The organism is Bradyrhizobium sp. 192 (genome assembly GCF_023100965.1).
Classification (GTDB): domain Bacteria; phylum Pseudomonadota; class Alphaproteobacteria; order Rhizobiales; family Xanthobacteraceae; genus Bradyrhizobium; species Bradyrhizobium symbiodeficiens.
In genome coordinates, this window is the sequence record NZ_CP064690.1 from 1,144,250 (window position 1) to 1,162,147 (window position 17,898).

19 protein-coding genes are annotated in these 17,898 nt (G+C 64.3%); 6 read left to right on the forward strand and 13 right to left on the reverse strand.

Annotated elements, in window-relative coordinates; translation table 11 throughout:
* Positions 1-132: 132 nt before the first annotated feature.
* Positions 133-435: a GIY-YIG nuclease family protein gene (locus IVB24_RS05320; RefSeq protein WP_140481472.1), complete on the reverse strand. Its 303-nt coding sequence runs from the start codon at positions 433-435 to the stop codon at positions 133-135.
* A gap of 132 nt (positions 436-567) precedes the next feature.
* A complete protein-coding gene (rmuC, locus tag IVB24_RS05325; RefSeq protein WP_247772265.1) occupies positions 568-1,767 on the reverse strand; it encodes a DNA recombination protein RmuC in 1,200 nt (399 codons plus the stop codon).
* A gap of 171 nt (positions 1,768-1,938) precedes the next feature.
* On the opposite strand from rmuC, the gene def reads away from it, so the two are divergent.
* The 5 genes from def (at position 1,939) to IVB24_RS05350 (ending at position 6,176) form a co-directional block, all read left to right on the forward strand.
* A complete protein-coding gene (def, locus tag IVB24_RS05330) occupies positions 1,939-2,463 on the forward strand; it encodes a peptide deformylase (protein WP_247772266.1) in 525 nt (174 codons plus the stop codon).
* 139 nt (positions 2,464-2,602) lie between these two features.
* Complete coding sequence (gene fmt, locus IVB24_RS05335) at positions 2,603-3,538, forward strand: methionyl-tRNA formyltransferase (protein ID WP_247772267.1); 936 nt, start codon at positions 2,603-2,605, stop codon at positions 3,536-3,538.
* A gap of 122 nt (positions 3,539-3,660) precedes the next feature.
* A complete protein-coding gene (locus IVB24_RS05340) occupies positions 3,661-5,028 on the forward strand; it encodes an IS30 family transposase (protein WP_247770902.1) in 1,368 nt (455 codons plus the stop codon).
* A 52-nt stretch (positions 5,029-5,080) separates the two neighbouring features.
* Entirely contained in the window at positions 5,081-5,818 is a 738-nt protein-coding gene (gene truA, locus IVB24_RS05345) for a tRNA pseudouridine(38-40) synthase TruA (RefSeq protein WP_247772268.1), read from the forward strand.
* Positions 5,819-5,840: 22 nt separating this feature from the next.
* Complete coding sequence (locus tag IVB24_RS05350) at positions 5,841-6,176, forward strand: GIY-YIG nuclease family protein (RefSeq protein ID WP_247772269.1); 336 nt, start codon at positions 5,841-5,843, stop codon at positions 6,174-6,176.
* A gap of 137 nt (positions 6,177-6,313) precedes the next feature.
* Here IVB24_RS05350 and dapE read toward each other — a convergent pair whose 3' ends face one another.
* The 11 genes from dapE to rpmH all read right to left on the reverse strand — a co-directional run bounded on the left by dapE (position 6,314) and on the right by rpmH (position 15,833).
* A complete protein-coding gene (gene dapE / locus IVB24_RS05355) occupies positions 6,314-7,480 on the reverse strand; it encodes a succinyl-diaminopimelate desuccinylase (protein WP_247772270.1) in 1,167 nt (388 codons plus the stop codon).
* Entirely contained in the window at positions 7,477-8,127 is a 651-nt protein-coding gene (locus IVB24_RS05360) for a DUF805 domain-containing protein (protein ID WP_247772271.1), read from the reverse strand. The genes dapE and IVB24_RS05360 overlap by 4 nt, the downstream gene beginning before the upstream one ends.
* A 264-nt stretch (positions 8,128-8,391) precedes the next feature.
* Complete coding sequence (gene dapD / locus IVB24_RS05365; protein WP_094976430.1) at positions 8,392-9,237, reverse strand: 2,3,4,5-tetrahydropyridine-2,6-dicarboxylate N-succinyltransferase; 846 nt, start codon at positions 9,235-9,237, stop codon at positions 8,392-8,394.
* Positions 9,238-9,424: 187 nt separating this feature from the next.
* Positions 9,425-10,120: a pyrimidine 5'-nucleotidase gene (locus tag IVB24_RS05370; RefSeq protein WP_247772272.1), complete on the reverse strand. Its 696-nt coding sequence runs from the start codon at positions 10,118-10,120 to the stop codon at positions 9,425-9,427.
* 13 nt (positions 10,121-10,133) lie between these two features.
* Entirely contained in the window at positions 10,134-11,120 is a 987-nt protein-coding gene (locus IVB24_RS05375) for a DUF1036 domain-containing protein (protein ID WP_247774043.1), read from the reverse strand.
* 161 nt (positions 11,121-11,281) lie between these two features.
* The gene (gene argB / locus IVB24_RS05380) at positions 11,282-12,169 is read right to left on the reverse strand and encodes an acetylglutamate kinase (protein WP_247772273.1); all 888 of its coding nucleotides are present in this window, start codon (positions 12,167-12,169) and stop codon (positions 11,282-11,284) included.
* Between the two features lie 80 nt (positions 12,170-12,249).
* Positions 12,250-12,621: a DUF423 domain-containing protein gene (locus tag IVB24_RS05385; protein ID WP_247772274.1), complete on the reverse strand. Its 372-nt coding sequence runs from the start codon at positions 12,619-12,621 to the stop codon at positions 12,250-12,252.
* The gene (gene yihA / locus IVB24_RS05390; protein ID WP_094976435.1) at positions 12,621-13,274 is read right to left on the reverse strand and encodes a ribosome biogenesis GTP-binding protein YihA/YsxC; all 654 of its coding nucleotides are present in this window, start codon (positions 13,272-13,274) and stop codon (positions 12,621-12,623) included. The genes IVB24_RS05385 and yihA overlap by 1 nt, the downstream gene beginning before the upstream one ends.
* A gap of 136 nt (positions 13,275-13,410) precedes the next feature.
* Positions 13,411-15,258, reverse strand: a complete 1,848-nt coding sequence (gene yidC, locus IVB24_RS05395) for a membrane protein insertase YidC (protein ID WP_247772275.1) — start codon at positions 15,256-15,258, stop codon at positions 13,411-13,413.
* A gap of 16 nt (positions 15,259-15,274) precedes the next feature.
* Complete coding sequence (gene rnpA, locus IVB24_RS05400) at positions 15,275-15,670, reverse strand: ribonuclease P protein component (RefSeq protein ID WP_106947749.1); 396 nt, start codon at positions 15,668-15,670, stop codon at positions 15,275-15,277.
* A 28-nt stretch (positions 15,671-15,698) separates the two neighbouring features.
* The gene (gene rpmH, locus IVB24_RS05405) at positions 15,699-15,833 is read right to left on the reverse strand and encodes a 50S ribosomal protein L34 (RefSeq protein WP_008542748.1); all 135 of its coding nucleotides are present in this window, start codon (positions 15,831-15,833) and stop codon (positions 15,699-15,701) included.
* Positions 15,834-16,256: 423 nt separating this feature from the next.
* Between rpmH and IVB24_RS05410 the strand changes: the two genes are divergently transcribed.
* Positions 16,257-17,699 (forward strand): HAMP domain-containing sensor histidine kinase, encoded by a 1,443-nt coding sequence (locus tag IVB24_RS05410; RefSeq protein WP_162308945.1) that lies wholly within the window; start codon positions 16,257-16,259, stop codon positions 17,697-17,699.
* The last annotated feature ends 199 nt before the right edge of the window (positions 17,700-17,898 follow it).

Sequence of the window (17,898 nt, forward strand, 5' to 3'; positions counted from 1 at the left end):
GCTAGGAGGTGTAGCGGCCTTCTTCGCCGTCATCGTCCGCGAAGGCGGACGATCCAGTAACCACCAGCGTCTCGGTTCAATTACGACCGCCGCGGCATACTGGATGCCCCGCCTTCGCGGGGCGCGACAGTGTTACGGAGGTCCGGCTATCCCAGGATAAAGGTCGTCCCAGTTTGGATTGTCTTTCTCAATCAAACGGACCTTCCACGCCCTGTTCCACTTCTTGAGGCGCTTCTCTCTCTTGATCGCGTTCTCGGGATCGTCGAACTGCTCGAAATAGACTAACCTTGCGACATCATACTTTTCTGTAAAGCTCTCGATGGCCTTCGACTTATGTTCGGCCACGCGACGAATGAGATCATTGGTTACGCCAATATACAGTGTGCCGCCAATCTTGTTGGCGAGGATGTACACGTAGTAGTGACGTGTGCTCATCTGCCGTCTCTCTCCGCCGTCATCGTCCGCGAAGGCGGACGATCCAGTGAACACCAGCGTCACGGTTTAGTCGCGACCGCCGCGGCGTACTGGATGCCCCGCCTTCGCGGGGCATGACAGCGCATTGCAAAATCACTCTCCCGCTTGCAGCTTCCGCGGAAACAGCTCGGCCGGGCCTGTCGCCACCAGTTGCGGGCCTTCGGGCGCATCCGTCTTGCTGAAATCGAGCTCCTCGATCCGGCCCGCGCGCTTCTCGATCTTGTCGGCGGAGATCAGGATCTGGCGGACGTCCTCGTTCGCATCGGAAAAATGCTTCTGCAACTTGACCACCCGGTCGCGCAGACGTCCCAGATCGTCGCCGAGCTTGATGACTTCGGTCTGGATCTGGTCGGCGGCGTCGCGCATGCGCGCGTCCTTCATGATCTGCTGCATCACCTGGATCGCGAGCATCAGCAGCGAGGGTGACACCAGCACCACCCGGGCGCGATAGGCCTTCTGGATCACGTCGTCGAAGCCGTCATGGATCTCGGCGTAGACCGATTCCGACGGCACGAACATCAGTGCCATCTCCTGGGTCTCGCCGGTGATGAGGTATTTTTCGGCGATGTCGCTGACATGCTTCATCACGTCGCCGCGCAGCCGCTGGGTGGCGATCCGCTTCTCCTCGTCGGTGCGGGCGTCGTGCAGCGCCGTCATCGCCTCCAGCGGGAACTTCGCGTCGATGCAGAGCGGGCGCTGGTCGGGCAGGAACACGACGCAGTCCGGCCGCTTGCCGGTCGAGAGCGTGAACTGGAACTCGTAGGCGCCCTTTGGAAGACCGTCCTGGACGATCGCCTCCATCCGCGCCTGGCCGAAGGCGCCGCGCGACTGCTTGTTGGCGAGCACGTCGCGCAGGGTCGTCACTTGGGTGGTGAGATCGGTGAGGTTCTTGTGGGCGCTGTCGATGATGCCGAGCCGCTCGTGCAGCGCGCGCAGGCTTTCCATGGTGTTGCGGGTCGAATGCTCCATGGACTGGCCGACGCGGTGGGTGACCGAGTCCAGCCGCTCGTTGACCGCCCGCGCCATCTCGGCCTGGCGTCCCGCCAGCGTCTGGGTCATGGCGTCGACCCTTCCCGAGGATTCGCTCTGGGCGTGCAGCACCTGGCTCAGGCGCTCCTCGAGCTCGTCGGCCCGGATCGCGTGCGCCATCGCGAGTTCCGCGCCGCGCCGGCCCGAACGGGCGATCACGACGGCGATCGTCACCAGGAGGATGAGGACGAGGGCGCCGAAGCCGATCAGCGCATCGATCGTGCGCACCGGCCAGTCGCCGAGCGTGAAAATGATCTCGTTCATGCCGACCGTTCTAGCCGATTCGCCGGTCTCCGCGAACGAATAGCGAACGCTTGTGGTTAACCGGCCACTAATTTTTATGGTTAATGAAACCTGAAAATTTATGGTTAGCGAAGGGTTAACGGGGTTCCCGGCCGCATTGACCGCACCCGGCGCGGGGCTTAAATCGCGGCCATGGCCCTCAGAGAAATCATCATCCTGCCCGACAGGCAGCTGCGTCTGGTCTCCAAGCCGATCGAGAAGGTCACGACGGAGATCCGCAAGCTTGCCGACGACATGTTCGAGACCATGTACGACGCGCCCGGCATTGGGCTGGCCGCGATCCAGGTCGCGCAGCCGCTGCGGCTGATCACCATGGATCTCGCCAAGCGCGACGAGAACGGCGAGACCACGCCGCTGCCGCGCGTCTTCATCAACCCCGAGATCATCGCCTCGTCCGGGGAGTTGTCGGTCTACGAGGAGGGCTGCCTCTCGATCCCCGAATATTACGAGGAGGTCGAGCGCCCTGCGAAGGTGCGCGTGCGCTTCACCGATCTCGACGGCAAGGTGCACGAGGAGGACGCCGAAGGTCTCTACGCCACCTGCATCCAGCACGAGATCGACCATCTCAACGGCGTGCTGTTCGTCGACTATCTGTCGAAGCTCAAGCGCGACCGCGTCATCAAGAAGTTCGAGAAAGCCGCCAAGCGCGCGGAATGAGGAGGGCTCGGCCCTCTCGTCGTCATGGCCGGGCTTGACCCGGCCATCCAGGCCTTGCTTGCTTTGTCACCAAGACCGTGGATGCCCGGGACAAGCCCGGGCATGACGGAGAACCAGAACTCTCACTGAACGCAGCCACATGCCCCTCCGCCTCATCTTCATGGGCACGCCCGATTTCTCCGTGCCGACGCTGCTCGAGCTGGTCGCGCACGGCCACGAAATCGTCGCCGTCTACACCCGCGCGCCGAAGCCGGGCGGGCGGCGCGGCCTGCAATTGCAGCCGACGCCGGTCGAGGAGGCCGCGCGAAAACTCGGCATTCCCGTGCTGACGCCGAAGACGCTGAAAACCCAGGAAGCGCTCGACGAGTTCAGCGCGTTCGATGCAGATGCCGCCGTCGTCGTCGCCTACGGCATGATCCTGCCGCAGGCGATCCTCGATGCGCCAAAACTCGGCTGCTACAATCTCCACGCCTCGCTGCTGCCGCGCTGGCGCGGCGCCGCCCCCATCAACCGCGCGATCATGGAAGGCGATGCCGAGAGCGGCGTGATGGTGATGAAGATGGATGTCGGCCTCGACACCGGCGACGTCGCGATGGCCGAGCGCCTCGCAATCACCGACGACATGACCGCGGTCGATCTGCACGATCGGCTCTCCCGCCTCGGCGCCGACCTGATGGTGCGCGCGATGGCTGCGCTCGATCGCGGCGGGCACCAGCTCAAGAAGCAGAGCGAGGATGGCGTGACTTACGCCGCCAAGATCGACAAGGCCGAGGCTCGGATCGACTGGACCAGGCCGGCGCGCGCCGTGCTGCGCCACATTCACGGTCTGTCGCCGTTCCCCGGTGCATGGGCCGAACTCGCCGGCGTCAGCGAGAACGCGCGCGTCAAAATCCTGCGGTGTGAATTGGCGAAGGGCTCGGGCGCGCCGGGCGAGGTGCTCGATGACAAGCTCACCATCGCCTGCGGCGAGGGCGCCATCCGCATCATCGAGCTCCAGCGCGAGGGTAAGGGCCGGATGCAGGCCGCGGACTTCCTGCGCGGCGTGCCGTTGAAGGCGGGCGCCAAATTCACCTGACGCTGTCATACCCCGCGAAGGCGGGGTATCCAGTACGCCGAGACTTCTCGGCTGAATAGAGATGCCTCGGACTACTGGGCGGATTCAACCGTTCGTCGCAACAGTCTAACAAGGAGGTTGCGATGGAGAAGGGTGTGCGGGCAGGTCGTGCTCGAGAGGCGCTTCGAGAGGATTACAGACCGTTCTGGGCTGCGATTGCCTTGGGACGATCGAGCGGGGATGCTGCAGTTGAGGCCGGGGTGTCGCCGTCGGTCGGAGTACGCTGGTTCCGGAGGGCGGGCGGTATGCCGCCAACACATTTGTCGCGATCGTCCAAACCTCCGTCGGCGCGCTATCTGTCGTTTGCCGAACGTGAGGAGATTGCCATCTTGCGTGCGCAGGGGCATGGGGTGCGAGCCATCGCTCGTCAGCTCGGTCGGCCTCCATGCACGATCTCTCGTGAGCTCCGGCGCAATGTGGCGCGCCGCCGCGGCGCTCCAGAGTACCGAGCGACCACGGCCCAATGGCACGCTGATCGGTCCGCCCGACGGCCCAAGTTGGCGAAGTTGGCAATCAACCCGACCCTGCGGGATTATGTGCAGGACAGGCTTGCCGGTATGATCGCCAAGCCAGACGGGTTGCCCCTCGTTGGTCCGAAGGTCGTGTGGAAGGGACGCCGGGCCGTGCATCGGCAAAACCGACGCTGGGCGAGGGCATGGAGCCCGGAACAGATTTCTCGGCGTCTTCGGCTCGACTTTCCCGAGGATGAGACGATGCGCATCAGTCACGAAGCAATTTATCAGGCACTTTATGTGCAGGGTCGAGGAGCTTTGCGCCGCGAACTGACGGCCTGCTTGCGCACCGGGCGGGTCTTGCGGATGCCGAGGGCGCGCGCCTGCAAAGGCAGAAGCTTCATTCCTTCCGAGATCATGATCAGTCAACGTCCGGCGGAAGCCGCCGATCGAGCTGTGCCGGGTCACTGGGAAGGTGACCTCATCATGGGGCTTGGTAGTTCCGCGATCGGCACCTTGGTGGAGCGCACGACCCGTTTTACCATTCTGCTGCATCTGCCGCGCATGACCGGTCAGAAACAGGAAGCTCGCGTGAAGAACGGACCTGCACTCGCCGGACATGGCGCTGAGGCCGTGCGCGACGCCATCACCCGCGCAATCTTCACCATGCCCGAGCAACTGCGGCGGTCTCTAACTTGGGATCAAGGAGCTGAGCTGGCTCAGCACGCGCGTCTGAAGATTGATGCAGGCGTGCAGGTCTACTTCTGCGACCCCCATAGCCCGTGGCAGCGCGGCACCAACGAGAACACGAATGGGTTGTTGCGCCAGTACTTTCCAAAGGGGACGGATCTCAGCATGCATGATGCCGACGATCTCGAGGCCGTGGCTCTTGCACTTAACACCAGGCCCCGGAAAACCCTCGGCTGGAAAACACCGGCAGAAACCCTCGACGAACTGCTCCAAGTGAGCGATACACAGACTGTTGCGACGAACGGTTGAATCCGCCCTGGATCGCCCGGTCAAGCCGGGCGATGACACCACCCGGATTGAGATGCCCCGCTACAAGCTCACCATCGAATATGACGGCGCGCCGTTCTTCGGCTGGCAGGTGCAGGACACGCTGCCCTCGGTGCAGGGCGCGCTGGAGGCGGCCGTGAAGGCGATGACCGGCGCGGATTTGCGCGTGCACGGTGCCGGCCGCACCGATGCCGGCGTGCACGCGCGCGGCCAGGTCGCACATGTCGACATCAATAAGCCATTTCCACCGGGCCGGTTTCGCGACGGGTTGAATGCGCATCTGCGCCCGCACCCGGTCGCGGTGCTCGAGGCCGAGATCGTGCCTGACGCGTTCGAGGCGCGCTTCTCGGCGGTGAAGCGCCACTACCGCTATCGCGTCATCAATACCCGCGCCAATCTCGCCCTCGACATCGGCCACGCCTGGCGCGTGCCGCGCAAGCTCGATGCCGATGCGATGCACGCTGCGGCACAGCGTCTGCTCGGCAAGCACGATTTCACGACGTTTCGCGACACCGAGTGCCAGGCCAAATCGCCGGAGAAGACGCTCGATCAGCTTGACGTCGAGCGCGATGGCCGCGAGATCGTCATTGTCACCTCGGCGCGGTCGTTCCTGCACAGCCAGGTCCGCTCGATGGTGGGCTCCTTGGTCTGGGTCGGTGAAGGCCGCTGGACCGCCGACGATCTCTCCGCAGCGTTAGAGGCGCGCAACCGCGCAGCGTGCGGCATCGTCGCCCCGCCGGACGGGCTGTATCTGATGAAGGTGGATTATTAGCGCCTGATGCCGCGATATCGTCATGGCCGGGCTTGTCCCGGCCATCCACGTGCGTCAACATACAACCATGCATGGTGGATGGGTCTACATTCTTGCGAGCGCGCCTAACGGAATTCTGTACGTCGGCGTGACCAACGATCTCGTGCGTCGCGTCTACGAGCATCGCGAAGGATTGGTACCGGGCTTTACAAAGAAGTATCGGGTAAAGCTGCTCGTCTACTTCGAACGCTACGAAGACATCCAGACCGCTATACAACGCGAGCACAATATCAAGCACCGGTCACGGACGTGGAAGGTGAGGTTGATCCTGAGGGACAATCGCGAATGGAAGGATCTCTACGAGACGATTGTCCAGTAAGGTGTGCCCGAACTCGCGCCACACCGTCATGGCCGGGCTTGTCCCGGCCATCCACGATCTTTCTTGCTGGGACTTAAGTACGTGGATGCCCGGGACAAGCCCGGGCATGACGGCGGAATACTCGGCAATGACCGCGCTTACCCAAAATACCTTGTCAGTATCCCCCGATACACCTTCGTCAGCTTCTCCAGATCGGCCACCGGCACGCGCTCGTCGACCTGATGCATGGTCTGGCCGACCAGCCCAAACTCGATCACCGGGCAATAGCTCGAGATGAACCGCGCATCCGACGTGCCGCCACTCGTCGACAGCTCCGGCTTGCGCCCCGTCACCTCCTCGATCGCGGACACCGCGAGATCGGTGAATGGGCCGGGCTTGGTCACGAACACGTTGGAGTTCGAGGGCTCCCAGACGATGCGGGCCTTGATGCGGTTGCCGCAGGCCTTCGTCAGCCGCGTCTCGACCAGTTCGCGCAACGACGCCTGGGTGTGGTTGTCGTTGTAGCGGATGTTGAACTTGGCGCGGGCCTCGCCCGGGATGACGTTGTTGGCTTTGTTGCCGACGTCGACCGAGGTGAATTCGAGATTGGAGGCCTGGAATTGCGCGCTGCCATGGTCGAGCGGCTCGTCGGAGATCGCCACGATCAGCCTGGAGATGTCAGGCACCGGATTCGCCGCGCGATGCGGATAAGCGACGTGGCCCTGCACGCCATCGACGTACAGCGTGCCGGATTGCGAGCCGCGGCGGCCGACCTTGATGGTATCGCCGAGGGTCTCGACATTGGAAGGCTCGCCCAGCACGCAATGGTCGAATTTCTCGCCGCGCTCGGCGGCCCATTTCAACAGCTTGATGGTGCCGTTGATCGATACGTCTTCCTCGTCACCGGTGATCAGGAACGAGATCGAGCCCTTGCCGTCGCTGCGCGGTTGGCCGCCATTGGCGGCGAGATGCTCCAGGACAGCTGCGACCGAACAGGCGATGCCGCCCTTCATGTCGACCGCGCCGCGGCCATGCAGGACACCGTCCTTTACCTCTCCGGAGAACGCACCGACGCTCCAGGCGCTCTCGTCACCGGGCGGTACCACATCGGTATGGCCGGCGAAGGTGATGTGCGGACCCTCGCTGCCGATCCGCGCATAGAGATTGTCGACGTCGGCGGTGCCGGGTTCTGAGAACGTCACGCGGTGGCAAATGAAGCCGGCGGCGTTGAGGGCCTTTTCGAGTACCCCGAGCGCACCGGCATCTTCAGGGGTTACCGAAGGGCAGCGGATCAGATCGCGGGCAATGGAGAGAGCATCGGTCATGAGCCCCGCTTAACATGCATGCCGCCGGGTGGGCTAGCGTTGGGCGGGACAATTTCGATCTCGCGGCTCTGGTCCCAGCTTTTCGCAGAGGGAGAGACGGATGCGGAGCCGTCGCCGAAGTCAGCGCTCGGATCGGGGCCGAAGCGGTTGTGGCCCGCGGTGCCGGGCACGATGAACAGTTCGACGATTCCCCACAGCCATAGGGTCGAAGCGGTGAGGCTGAGCGACAGGGCCCAATGGGAGTCAGGCAGCAGATCCGAGAACTGACCGAACAGGCCCGGTGCGAAGAGGAATGGAATGATCCACCAGCCGCTCTTGTCGCGGTCGTGCAGCCGCTTGGTGGCCGTTGCCAGGAAGATCCATGTGAATAGCGACAGGCCTGATGCCTTCAGGATCAGGTCCTTGTGGCCGAGGGATGCCAGCGAGCGATAAATCCGGGGATCGACCAGCTTGAAGAGGTCGTCGAGGCCGAAGTCGAAATCGAGTTTGACCGATAGCTTTGACGATCCTTCGGCATTGAGGAAGTGAATGACCTGACCGATCACGCCGAGCAGGCCCACCAGCAGCGCGACGATCAGCAGCGCCTGCCACAGCAGGGCGCGGTTGATGCGGCCGTCGAAGCGGAAGAGATACCAGGTCCAGTCCATGCGAAAGGCTCCGGGCGGGAGCGGTCGCCCGGTGATTGGTCGCCATGGAGGGAGAGGGGGTTCGACGGGACACCAGACCCGTCATGCCCGCGTAGCGGCGAAGCCGTCGTCGCTGGAGGCGCGAGTGGCGCGATGCAAAGCATCGCGCCGGGAGCCTCGAAGGATGAGCGGCGGGGATATCGCAGCCACCCGGGCCGTCGCCCTTCGAGGGCCGCCGAAGAGGTGGCCACCTCAGGGTGACGGATTACGTTTTGTGGACCGGACTCAATCCCGCAGCAGCTCGTTGATGCTGGTCTTGGAGCGCGTGCGCTCGTCGACGCGCTTGACGATCACGGCGCAGGCGGTGCTCGGGCCGATCTGGCCATTCTTCATCGGCTTGCCGGGCAGCGCGCCGGGCACCACCACCGAATACTCAGGCACTTCGCCGATGAAGATCTCGCCGGTCTCGCGGTCGACGATCTTGGTCGAGGCGCCCAGGAACACGCCCATCGCCAGCACCGCGCCCTTGCGCACGATCACGCCTTCGGCAACTTCCGAGCGGGCGCCGATGAAGCAGTCATCCTCGATGATCACGGGCTCGGCCTGCAGCGGCTCGAGCACGCCGCCGATACCGACGCCGCCGGAGATGTGCACGCGCTTGCCGATCTGCGCGCAGGAGCCGACCGTCGACCAGGTGTCGATCATGGTGCTTTCATCGACATAGGCGCCGAGATTGACGAAGGACGGCATCAGCACGACGTTGCGGGCGATGAAGGCCGAGCGGCGCACGATGGAGCCGGGAACGGCGCGGAAACCGGCGTCGCGAAAGCGGTTCTCGCCCCAGCCGTCGAACTTCGAGGGCACCTTGTCCCACCAGGTCGCCTTGCCGGGGCCGCCGGGAATGGCGCCCATGTCGTTGAGGCGGAACGACAGCAGCACGGCCTTCTTCAGCCATTGATTGACCTTCCACTTGCCGCTGGCCTCGCGCTCGGCGACACGTGCCTCGCCCTTGTCCAGAATCTCCAGCGCCTGGTCCACGGCCTCGCGCACCTCGCCCTTGGTCGAGGTCGAAACGCCGTCGCGCGCGTCGAAAGCGTTGTTGATGGTGGATTCGAGGGCTGCAAGGGACATCGGGATTTCCTCTGGGGAAGGCAGGACTTGTCGCGGATTGGAGGCTTTTTCGGGATTTGGCGGGGGAGAGTCAAGCTAGGTTCGCTGTCATCACCCGCGAAAGCGGGTGATCCAGTACGCCGCAGCGGTCGTGATGAATCGAGACAGGAGTGATTACTGAATACCCCGCTTTCGCGGGGTATGACGGCTACCTGGGAGGCGACAACCCAGCCAAAAACCCCGTCAGATCATCCGTGACGTGATCGACATGGGCGGCGTCCCGGCCCTCCAGTTCCCAATCTTCCCGCACGACCTCTTTGGTCCCATCCGGCACCACCAGCACCGTGGTCATGCCGAGCTGGTGCGGGACGGTGAGGTTGCGGGCGAGATCCTCGAACATGGCGGCGCGTGTCGGATCGACCGCGTGGTCGGCGAGAAATTTTTGATACGTCTGCGCCGCCGGCTTCGGCTCGAATTGCGCGGCAATGATGTCGAACACGCCGTCGAAATGCGTTGCAAGGCCGAGCCGCGCCAGCACTGCATCGACATGGTCCACCGAGCCGTTGGTCAGGATCAGCTTGCGCCCCGACAATCTTGCGATGGCTTCGCCGAGCGCCGGATTCGGCTCCAGCGGCGAATGGTCGATCTTGTGGACGTAGGCGAGATAGTCGTTGGCGGACACGCCATGCAGGGTCATCATGCCGCGCATGGTGGTGCCGAAGCGCTGGTAATATTCCTTCTGGAGTCTTCGCGCTTCCACCGGCGTCACCTGCAGCCAGCTCGACACGAACTCGGTGATTCGCACATCGACCTGCTGCCACAGATTGACGTGATGCGGATACAGCGTGTTGTCGAGGTCGAACACCCAGGTGTCGACATGGGCAAAGGTGCGGGGTTGGCTCATCGCAAATCTTCCTTCACGGCACGGCGAAGCGCAGCGTCTTGCCGCCGCTCGACATATCCACCGCGCCAAAGCCGGTCGCCGCGAATCCGCGCGCGCCGCAATCGGTCTGCTCGGTGGTCTCGAACTTGGTCTCGCGCGTGCAGAGCTGCCTGTCACCGCCCCAGTTCAACGGCCGGTCCTTCAGCTTGACGGCGCGGTTGTCGGCGTCGACGGCCTCCGCGAAGCTGAAGATCTGCTTCGGCTGGCCGGTGACATCAGGGTGCAGGCACGTCTTGGGATCGATGCGATACCAGCCGCGGCTGGTCACGGCCTTGCCGTCGTCGGTCGCGATCGCCGCCATCACCTTGTGCGGCGTGTCGTTGCACCAGGTGAGGCCGGTCGCAGACGGCGTCTGCACCGCATCGACCATGGTCTTGAAGAAATTCGGCGAGCCCACGATGTCCGCGGACAAGCCGCGGCTCTTCAGGAACGCGGCCAGGGCGGCTTGCGTCTTCGGCCCGTCGACGCCGTCGATCGGCGCGGCATCGTAGCCCGCGATCACCAGGAGCCGCTGGATGCCGGCGAGGCGGGCCTGCTCGTCGTCATATTCGGAATCCTCGGCGAGATAGGCAATCAGGTTGCCGTCGGCACCCTGCGCCGGCGTCACTTGCGTAAAGGCGGCCTGGGTCTGGCCGCTGCGGCATTGCCGGGCCGCGGCGATGACGAAATTGTCCTGCGCCACGCACAGCATGTCGCTGCCGCTCTGCGGAATCGGGGAGGCGCCATAGACGCCGAGCGCACGGGCGTTGAGCAGGATGCGGTCGGCGGTCAGCGTGCCCTGCACCACCACGCGGCAGGTGGCGGGATCGACCCTGAACCAGCCCCGCGTCGCGGTCGCCGCCTTGTCGTCGATGCCGATCGCGGCCTCGACGACATAGGACATCCGGTTGCAGATCTTCAGATCGGCGAAGGCCGGCACCGAGGAGAAGACGAACGAGATGGCCGCGGCCGGCAGCGTCATCAGGAAGCGGGTGAGGGTGGAGCGACGACGTGGCCGAACTCTCGGCTCGTCATGGCCGGGCTTGTCCCGGCCATCCACGTGCAACCGCATGTACGGAGAAGCGTTGATGCCCGGGTCAGGCCCGGGCATGACGACCATCTTCCGTTTCTCGCGTTCGCCCATCACTTGTGGATCAGCGTTCCCGTGCCGGTGTTGGTGAACAGCTCGAGCAGCACGGCATGCTGCATCTTGCCGTCGATGATGACGACGCCCTCGACGCCCTGCTCCAGCGCATAGATGCAGGTCTCGACCTTCGGGATCATGCCGCCGGAAATGGTGCCGTCGGCGATCAGCTTGCGCGCGTCCTTCACCGAGAGCTGCGGGATCAGCTTCTTCGACTTGTCGAGCACGCCGGGCACGTCGGTGAGCAGCAACAGGCGCTTGGCCTTCAACGCGCCGGCAACCGCACCCGCAAAAGTGTCGGCATTGATGTTCAGCGTCTGGCCCTCCTTCGAGGTCGCGAGCGGCGCCAGCACCGGGATCAGCTCGTAGCCGATCAGCTGGTTGAGCAGCGTGAGGTCGACCTTCTCGGGGTCGCCGACGAAGCCGAGATCGATCGCCTTCTCGATGTTCGAGCCGGGATCGATGATGGTGCGCGTCGTCTTCGACGCCTTCACCATGTTGGCGTCCTTGCCCGAGAGACCCACGGCCTTGCCGCCGGCTTCGTTGATGTAGCCGACGATCTGCTTGTTGACGGAGCCGGCCAGCACCATCTCGACGATCTCGATGGTCGCGGCATCGGTAATGCGCAGGCCTGCCGCGAACTCCGATTGAATGCCGAGGCGCTTGAGCATGGTCGCGATCTGCGGCCCGCCGCCATGCACCACCACCGGATTGATCGCAGTCTGCTCCAAAAGCACGATGTCGCGGGCAAAATTCTTCGCGGTTTCCTCGTCGCCCATGGCGTGGCCGCCATATTTGATGACGATGGTTTCCTCGTCATACTGCTGCATGTGCGGCAGCGCTTCGGACAGGATGCGGGCCTGGTCGAGCGGGGAGATGTCGGTCATGTCGCGGATCTCGCTGGCGGGACTGGAGCGGCCTGCGTTCTATCCGATTGGCGGGGACAGCGCAAAGTGTGACTGTCGGGCTACGAGCTGCGCTTCGCCGCCAGCGCCGCCACACTCACCGCCAACCAGCCTGCAATCATCACCGTCCCGCCGGTCGGTGCCGCCATCGGAAACAGCGAGTGCCCGGCATATTGCCGCAAGGTGAGGTCGCCCGCGAACAGCGCGGCGCCGATCACGAAGCCGAATGCGCCGATGAGGCCAATTCCGCCGTGCAGAAGGCCGCGCGCGAGCAGCGCCGTGACGGCAAGTATGGCAGTTGCGTGAAACAGCAGCATCGCGCTGGCGGAGGCCAACCGGCTCGCGTCGGCGCCGTGAGCGGAGGCGGCGGCCAGCGCGACGCCGGCGGCGCCCATCAAGCCGGCAAGCCCGATCAGCAGGCGCTGCGCCATCATCACGAGGCCCGCTCTTCCAGCAGCTTCGCCATCGCGGCGCGCAGGCTCTCCATGCCGGTCGAGCTGCGTGACGAGGTCGCGAGCACGTTCGGGAACGCAGCCGGATGTTTGGCCAGTGCCGCCTCGGTCTCGGCGATGCGCGATTGCAGCTCGGAGGCCTTCACCTGGTCGGCCTTGGTCAGCACGATTTGGTAGCTGACAGCGGAGCGGTCGAGCGTCTTCAAGACCTCGAGGTCGACGTCCTTGAGCCCATGACGCGCGTCGATCAGCACGTAGACGCGCGCGAGCGAGGCGCGCCCCAGCAGGAATTTGTGGATCAGCTCGGTCCAGGACGCGACCTGGCTCTTCGGCGCCTTGGCGTAGCCATAGCCGGGCATGTCGACGAGCCGCAAATCGGTCTTGCCGGGGACCTCGAAGAAGATCAGCTCCTGGGTGCGGCCCGGCGTATGCGAGGTGCGCGCCAGCGCGTTGCGCCCCGTCAGCGCGTTGATCAGGCTGGACTTGCCGACATTGGAGCGCCCGGCAAAAGCGACCTCCAGCCCCGCCATCGGCGGCAGCGTCTGGATCGAAGGCGAGGCCCAGATGAACTGCCAGTCACGGGTGAAAAGTTTTCGCCCGGCTTCGATCAGCTTCGCATCGTTGTCGTCGGTCATGCGAAGGCTTTCTGTTGATCCCTCATGGTGAGGAGGCGCGTAAGCGCCGTCTCGAACCATGAAGGCCCCGGTGCCCGTGGCCATCCTTCGAGAAGCGGCCTTGCGGCCGCTCCTCAGGATGAGGGTCGAAGTATCGCTACGTCGCCTTGCGCGCGAACGTCGCCTTGAGATTGTCGAACAGCTCCACCTTCACGCCGTTGCGGCGCATGATGTAGCTCTGCTGGAGCACCGAGAGCGTGTTGTTCCAGGCCCAGTAGATCACGAGGCCCGCCGGGAAGCCCGCCAGCATGAAGGTGAAGATCAGCGGCATCCAGTTGAAGATCAGCTGCTGGGTCGGATCCGGCGGCGTCGGGTTCAGCTTCATCTGGAACCACATCGTGATGCCCATGATGATCGGCCAGATGCCGAGTGCGAGGTAATGGCCGAACACGGGCAGCGTGGTCGGATCGAACGGGATCAGCCCGAACAGCGTGAACAGATTGGTCGGATCGGGCGCGGAGAGATCCTTGATCCAGCCGAAGAACGGCGCGTGCCGCATCTCGATGGTGACGAACAGCACCTTGTAGAGCGAGAAGAACACCGGGATCTGGATCACGACGGGAAGACAACCGGCGACCGGATTGATCTTCTCCTTGCGGTAGATCTCCATCATCTCCTGCTGCTGCTTCACCTTGTCGTCGGGGTAGCGCTCTTTCAGCGCCGCAAGCTGCGGCTGGACCGACTTCATCTTCGCCATCGAAGCGTAGGACTTGTTCGCCAGCGGGAAGAACAGCAGCTTCACGATCACGGTCACGAGCAGGATCGAGATGCCGAAATTGCCGAAGAAGCGGAAGAAGAAGTCGAGGCCGAGGAACATCGGCTTGGTGATGAAGTAGAACCAGCCCCAGTCGATCAAGAGATCGAAATGGTTCAGCCCCAGCTCCTTGTTGTAGCCGCCGAGGCCGGCGAACGGGAACACGCCGACCACGCCGGCTTCCTTGGCGCCGGCGAACAGCCGCGCGTTCGCGGTCGCAGTGCCGCCGATCGCGACGGTGACGGGGTCGAGCAGATAGTCGGTCTGGTAGGTGTGGACGTTGCCGACCGGGTTCGAGGAGAAGCGCGCCTGAAGCGGGGCATTGGTGTCGGGCAGCAGCGCCGAGGCCCAGTACTTGTCGGTGATGCCGAGCCAGCCGTTGGTGGCCTTGAAGTCCACCTTCTTGGCTTCGTCGATCTTCTTGTAGGCATATTCCTGCAGGCCGTGATCGCCGAGATAGCCGATCAGGCCTTCATGCAGGATGTAATAGCCCGAGACCTGCGGCGCACCATGGCGCGAGATCAGCGCGAACGGATAGAGTGTAACCGGCGCATTGCCGACATTGCTCACCTCGTCCTTGATGGTGAAGAGATAATGATCGTCGATGGCGATGGTGCGGCGGAAGGTCAGGCCGTCGCCGTTTTCCCATTTCAGGACCACCGGCGTCGTCGGCGTCAGGCTCCCGCTGCCGTCCTGCTGCCAGACGGTCTGGGCATCGGGCATCTTCGCGGTCACACCCGTCGCCGCCACCCAGCCGAACTCGGCGTAATAGGGCTCCGCGGTACCGGAGGGCGAATAGAGGATGATCGGCGGCGATTTCGGGTCGACCGTTTCGCGGAATTGCACCAGCGCGATGTCGTCGATGCGGCCGCCCTTCAGCGAGAGGCTGCCGACGATGCGCGGCGTGTCGATCTTCACGCGCGGGCTGGCGGCAATCGCGGTGTCGCGGGCGACGACCGGCTGGGCCTGCGGGTTCACGCCCGGGGTCGACGGCTGCGCGGCGCCGCCGGCCGGCGTGGTGCCCGGCGTTGCGGATGCGGTCGGCTGCGGCGTGGTCTTCTGGAGCTCAGCCTGCGTCTGCTGCTGGGCGCGCTGCTTCTCCATCGCCGGCACGTTGTAGAAATACTGCCAGGCGATCAGGACGAGGCCCGACAGAATGACGGCGAGGATGGTATTGCGATTGTCGGTCATCACTGTTGTCTCGTCATCAATCTGGTTTGCGGCTGGCAGCTGGGACGGGGCCGGGCCCTACGCGTCTTGGGCCGCGTCCCTTGTGCGTATGCCGCGCGGGCTTCGTGAACGCTATGCGCAGATCGTCGAGCATGGTGGCGAAGTCGCGCGAGAGCGCGTCCCTTCGGCCGACCAGGACATAATCATGATGGGGCTGCATCGACACCGGATCGAGCCGCTTCACCAGTTCGCGAAGCCGGCGCCGGATACGATTGCGCACGGGGGCGTTGCCGTTCTTTTTGGTAACGGTGAAGCCGATCCGGATCGGACCGCCGTCGTCACGGAGACGGCTTTGCAGGACGAACGCGGGACTGTTCACCCGCGCGCCATTGGCAACGGCGAGGAAATCCGCCCGCTGCCTCAGCCGATCCATGATGAAATCCCGGGAAAGGGGGTCCGGCTCAGGCGCTCAGACGCTTGCGGCCGCGGGCGCGGCGGGCGGCGAGAACCTTGCGACCGCCGGCAGTGGCGAGACGAGCACGGAAACCGTGACGGCGCTTGCGCACCAGTTTGCTGGGTTGATAAGTCCGCTTCACGGGTTTTTCTCCGCTGACCGGGCAATTTGCCTGTAGAATTGAAGGTAAAGCCCGGAAGATGCGGCCCCAAACGAGCCATTTTCGGCCCCAAGAGAGCCGCTCCCGGCGTCACACCGGGTCATCTGCGGACAATTTGGCCGGCTTATAAGCGAGCGCCTTGTTTTCGTCAACGCCGCACAAGCGCGCGATTCCGGTGAATATCGCTGTTTGTGCGGGGTTTTTAACCCTTGAGGTGGCGATTCGCCGTATCAGCGCCTACATCCCACATTGGCGGATTAGCGATCCGTAATTTGACCGGGCCGGGGTCGGGCCGCATCTTCATACCCGCCAATCCTTCACCCGCCAGAGGCAGCGAGGGCGTATTTCGTGGCAGCGACAGACCTCCAGCCGATCCAGGATCAGGATCAGCAGGACCAGCCGGCGATGCGCTGTCGCGGGACGCGCGGGCTTGGGCTGTCTGGCAAGCTGCTGCTGCTCACCATTCCCCTGGTGATGATCGCGGCCAGCCTGCTTTATGTGCCGGCCATCGCCAACTTCTGGGTCAACCGGCTGAATGACCGCGTCGCCGCTGCCAACACGGCGGCGCTGGTGCTCGATGCGGCGCCGCTCGGCATGGTTCCCGATTCGCTGTCGCGCCAAATCCTGAAGAGCATCAATGCCCGCGCGGTCGCCATCAAGATGGGCCAGCAGCGCCGATTGCTCGCCAGCGACAATTTGCCGGCCGCCATCGAGCACGACATCGACCTGCGCGACATGACGGCGTGGGAGGCGATCACCGGCTCGTTCCGGATGATGCTGGAGACCGGCAACCAGGCCATCCGCATCGTCGGGCCCGGCGTCGGCAATGCCCAGTTCATGGAGATCGTCACCGACGAGCTGCCGCTGCGGCAGCAGATGTACCGGTTTTCGCGCAACGTCGTGGTGGTTGCGCTGATCATCGCGGCGCTGACCGCGGGCCTCGTCTATCTCGCGCTTCATTATCTCTTCGTGCGCCCGATGCGGCGGCTGACCGCGAGCCTGGTCGGCTTCCACGAAAACCCCGAAAGCTCGGCGCGGATCATCGTGCCGAGTCAGCGCAGCGACGAAATCGGGGTGGCCGAGCGGGAATTGTCGGACATGCAGCGCGATTTGATGTCGATGCTGCATCAGAAGAGCCGGCTCGCCGCCCTCGGCCTCGCCGTGTCCAAGATCAACCACGATCTGCGCAATCTGCTGGCCTCGGCCCAGCTGCTGTCGGATCAACTCGCCAGCGTGCCCGATCCGCGGGTGCAGCGCTTTGCGCCGAAGCTGGTACGCTCGCTCGAGCGCGCCATCGCCTTCTGCCAGTCGACGCTGTCCTACGGCCGTGCCCAGGAAGCCGCGCCGGACCGGCGCATGATCCTGATCGAGCCTGTGGTGCTGGAAGTGCGCGAGACGGCGGGCCTCGCCAGCGATGCCTCGATCGCCTGGGTCGCCGCGATCGATCGCGGGCTCGCGGTCGATGCCGATCCCGATCAGCTGTTCCGGGTGCTGCTCAACCTCGTCCGCAACGCCGCCCAGGCGCTCGAAAGTCACGCCTCCGGCGAGGGCGGGGTGCAGCAGATCCGGATCACGGGAAAACGCGAGGGCGCGGTCGCAATTCTCGAGGTCTCCGACACGGGCCCCGGCGTCCCCCCGAAGACCCGGGACCATCTGTTCGAGGCGTTCCAGACCTCCGGCCGCCCCGGCGGCAGCGGCCTTGGCCTTGCGATTGCCGCCGAGCTGGTTCGCGCCCATGGCGGCGACATCCACCTCGTCGAAGGCACCATCGGCGCCACCTTCCGCATCACCATCCCCGACCGCCCCGTGGAACTGCTCTCCGTCCGCAACGAGCGGCAGAGGGCGTAACGCTGATCGCCGTCATTCCGGGGCGGCGCAGCGCGCCGAACCCGGAATCCCGAGGTTTGGCGCGAGATTCCGGGTTCGATGCTCCGCATCGCCCCGGAATGACAACGGAAACCGCCATCTCCCCGCAAAATCTCCCCATCCCGGACCTTGCCAACCGCGGCAAGAGCGGTTAGTCAGAGCGCTCTTTCGCACCCCTCCG